Below are 3937 nucleotides of genomic sequence, written 5' to 3'. Positions count from 1 at the left end.
GTGGGCCGCGGGGGTACGGTGCCGAGCACGCCGCCGGAGTGCGTCGCGGTCAGGACGGGCAGCGGCTCCACCGGCGGGGTGAGCACCCCGCTCTCGTCGCTGGTGCAGTCCTCCGCGACGGGCCCGTCCTCCGCGAACTCGTACCCGCCGCGCGCGCACCGCTCCGTACGGCAGCGGGTCAGCGTCGAGCGGCAGCCGTCCATCACGTGGAAGCCGTAGCCGCCGCTGCCCGTGACCCGGCAGTTGTGGAACGTCCCCCGCCCCTCGGCGGAGACGTAGAAACCGGCCTCGGCGGGCGAGGTGACCGTACAGCGCTCGATGGTCGGGTCGGCGCCCTTGGTGACGATGACGCCCGTCTGTACGGAGTCGATCGTGCAGGAGTTCAGCGTGCCGCCGCTGCCGTGGTCCCGGAACCACGCGCCGGTGGAGGCCTCCCTGATGCGGCAGTCGTCGAGCTGCGCGGTCGCGCCGTCGCTCACCGACACCGCCGTGTTCCGGACCTGCGAGAGATCGCTGTCGACCACGTCGACGCGTGAGCCGCGGTCGAGGACGAAGAGCGCGTCGGGGACGTCGTGGAGGCGGCACGCGTCGAGCACGGCGGTGGCGCCGTCGCTGATCCAGACCGCCGGGTAGTCGCCCGTACTGTCGTGGATCTCGCACTGGTTGGCGTCGACCCGGGTGCCCGGGTCCCACACGGAGAGTCCGTTGCGGCCGAAGCGCCGGACCGTCGAGCGGGTCAGCGTCAACACCGAACGCGACCGCAGATCGATCGCGTTCTCAGGAATGTCGTGGATGTCGCAGTCGGAGAGCATCAGCACGGCGTCCGTGTCGAGCGTGATGCCGTCGGCCGAGGTGCGGTGCACAGAAGAGTCGGTGAGATGGGCCGTCGCGCGGGACGCGATCTGGACACCGGTGCCCTTGATCTCGTACACCTCGCAGCCGAACGCCTCCAGGCCGCTGCCCTCGCCGGTGACGGACAGGCCCGACCCCGACGCGTGGTGGACACGGCAGCGCTCCAGCCGGGGGTGCGCGCCGCCGCGTACCGAGATGCCGGACTGGCCGGCGGCGACGACCTCGCACTCCTCGAACACCCCGCCGGCCCCGTCGATTATCCCGATGCCGACCCCGGCGGGGTTGTCGACGGTGCAGCGGCGGACGGTCGGGCGGGCCCCGCCGCCCCGGACCTCTATCCCGGCCGCGGAGCGGGTCACGACCCGCAGGTCCAGCAGCTCGGGGGTGCCGTCCTCGACGAGCACGGCGGGCGCGGTCGTGTCCTGCCCCTCGACGTGCAGGTCCTGGATCGTGGCGGAGGCGCGGACGGTCAGCGGTACGCCGTCGACGGGCGCGATCCGTACCGAACCGAGCGAGCCCTCGGGGCCGCGCAGGGTCACCGCGCGCGCGACGATCAGGTTCTCCCGGTAGGTGCCGGGGGCGATGGTGAGTATGTCGCCGTCGGCGGCGGCCTCCAGGGCTGCGGCGAGGGAGGCGTATTCGCCCGTGCGGCGCCGCCAACGCGATGTTCCGGTGTGCGTCACCTGGACCGTGCCCTGTGCCATGGCGCTGTTGTGCCCCCACCTCGTGCGTGTGCGCGTGACGATCCGTTCCGGGGCCCTGCCCCGGGCCCGCCCCGGCCGAGACAGCGGACCGGGAGGCACCACCGTAGCGCGCGCGGAACCGCTGAGTTGACGCAAGCGGGGGTCTCGTCCCGACCCCGCAGGCCAGGGCACCCGCCGGTGCTCACGCGCGGTGGCGGAGTCTCAACTGCCCGCGCCCGTACGGCCCCAGTCGGGACCGGCCTTCGCCCAGGCCCGGTCGAGCCTGCTGTACCGCCGCCGTACGAGTCTCCAGAGGACCAGCCGCCGCAGGAGCTCCACCAGCACCGCGGCCACCAGGGTCGTGGCCGCCCCCGCCATCATGCCGTTGAGCCGCGCCCAGTCGCCGTTCATCGGGCCCTTGACCGGCTTGCCCCGGGGATCGGTCCAGATGGTGAACGTCGCGCCGGGGGTCACCCGGCGCCCCGGCGCGGTGAGGGTGCCCGTACGCCGCGTACCGTCCACCGCCGACCAGGTCGCGAGCACCCGGCTGCCGCCCTCGTGGTCGGTGGCCGACTCGGCGTCGAAGGCGTTGTGGTGGTGCTCCTTCGGCGGGCCGGTGACCACGACGGTCGTCCGGTGCCGCTCCTCGCGTTGCAGACGCACCGTGTGCTGCAACGAGGAGTTGATACGTGACCCGCAGATCCAGCCGGTGGCCGGAGTGGCGAGGGCGAGCAGCAGCGCCGCGACCAGCGCCACCCACGCCTCCAGGAGATCGGTGCCCCGGCGCAGGGGATTCTTGCGCCAGCGCCAGAGTCCGACGATCGATCGCACAGTCCCGCACCCCCTTCCGTATCCGTTGTAGTCCCGGACGGCTCGTGTGACGCCCGGCGGACGCGGAGAGAGAGCAAACTCACTTCGGTGTCCCATGCACTCAACGCGCCTGCCACAGCCCGGTGTTCCCGGCCGGGGCGTGTTCTCGCGAGGGGCGGCGGAAGGGTTTCGCGTGCGGGAGGACGTGTGCCCCCGGCTCCCCGGCTCCCGGGTGCGGAACGGGAGCGGGGGAATCGGGGGCACGGAGAAGTACGGGTAGGACCTCCACCCTGGTACGTCGTGGTACGGGGCTCAGAGGCGGTCAGTACCCCCGGCTCTGGTACGGCCGGTTGTACGGGTCGTCGTAGGGAGCGGGCTGCGGAGGCGCGGGGCGCGGAGCCGCCGGGCGCATCGCCTCGTACCCGGTGCCGGGCATCGGGCGCTGCTGCTGTTGCTGGGGCGGCGCGCTCTGGTAGCCGCGGGGCGCGCCCGCCTGCTGCGGGATGTACGGCGCCGGCGCGTGCTGGAGCGGGACCGGCTGCTGCATCGGCATCTGCTGCGGATATCCGCCGTACGCCGGGGAAGGCGCGGAGGGACCCGCGGGGAGGGCCGGCAGGGCGGAGGGCAGAGCCGGCAGATAACTGTTGCCCGTGTCGTAGGCGGAAGGCACTCGGATCGGGGCGATCTGAGGCGTGCCCCGCTCCGCGACCAAGGAGTCGTAGATCGGGGTGTCCGGGAACGACGGCGCGGTGTAGTAACCGCCGCCGTAGGTGGCGCGGGGGGAGGTCATGGAACAAAGTTAAGCCCACCGTGTGCCGGTTGGGGAGTCCGAAAAGATGGTTCTTTCGGGACCTGTGGGTTACTTCGGATCCCCAATGCGAGCGAACTTGGGAAAAACGGTCGCCCAGCCGTGTACGGATCGTGTAAAGGGCAGGTTGGCGGCGGGTTTCCGGTGGGTACCGGCGGGTCCCGGGGGGTCGGAACGGCCTTGCGGGGATTAGGTTTGACGGCAGGGAATCTTCGGGACCCCGACTCGTGATGGGGGCGAGCATGTCCATGCTTAAAGGAGCCAATCTTCCGGTGGCGGCGTCCGCCGTCCGCGTCGAATTGGGATGGCGTTCAGCGGCGGGAACACCGGACGTCGACGCCTCGGCGTTGCTGCTGGTGACCGGGAAAGTGCGCTCCGACGCGGACTTCGTCTTCTACAACCAGCCCGCGCACGCCTCGGGCGCCGTACGCCACGAAGGCAAGAGGCCCGCCGGGGACGCCGTCACGGACACCCTGGCGGTGGACCTGGCCCGGGTGGAGCCGGAGGTCGAACGGATCGTCCTGGCCGCGTCGTCGGACGGCGGAACCTTCGGCCGGGTGCCCGGACTGTACGTACGGGTCCTGGACGCAGCGTCCGGCGCGGAGATCGCGCGGTACGACAGCCAGGACGCCACCGTCGAGACGGCGTTCGTCCTCGGCGAGTTGTACCGGCGTCAGGGGAGCTGGAAATTCCGGGCGGTGGGCCAGGGGTACGACAGCGGACTCGCCGGACTGGCCACCGACTTCGGCATCTCGGTCGACGAACCGCAGCGTGCGGCGGCGCC

Annotated in this window: 4 protein-coding genes; 1 reads left to right on the top strand and 3 read right to left on the bottom strand. The window is 72.0% G+C overall.

Annotated elements, in window-relative coordinates; genetic code table 11:
• From GT042_RS03415 to GT042_RS03405, 3 genes are all read right to left on the bottom strand, one after another.
• Positions 1-1556 (bottom strand): right-handed parallel beta-helix repeat-containing protein (locus GT042_RS03415; RefSeq protein WP_202532301.1); only part of this gene is annotated, 1556 nt, incomplete at its 3' end.
• A 201-nt stretch (positions 1557-1757) separates the two neighbouring features.
• Complete coding sequence (locus GT042_RS03410) at positions 1758-2366, bottom strand: hypothetical protein (protein ID WP_161307211.1); 609 nt, start codon at positions 2364-2366, stop codon at positions 1758-1760.
• Between the two features lie 301 nt (positions 2367-2667).
• A complete protein-coding gene (locus tag GT042_RS03405; protein WP_161307210.1) occupies positions 2668-3135 on the bottom strand; it encodes a DUF6643 family protein in 468 nt (155 codons plus the stop codon).
• Positions 3136-3395: 260 nt separating this feature from the next.
• Here GT042_RS03405 and GT042_RS03400 point away from each other — a divergent pair.
• Positions 3396-3937 (top strand): TerD family protein (locus tag GT042_RS03400; protein ID WP_161307209.1); only part of this gene is annotated, 542 nt, incomplete at its 3' end.

It is taken from the genome of Streptomyces sp. SID3212 (assembly GCF_009865405.1).
GTDB lineage: Bacteria > Actinomycetota > Actinomycetes > Streptomycetales > Streptomycetaceae > Streptomyces.
This window is presented reverse-complemented; position numbering and strand designations above follow the sequence as displayed.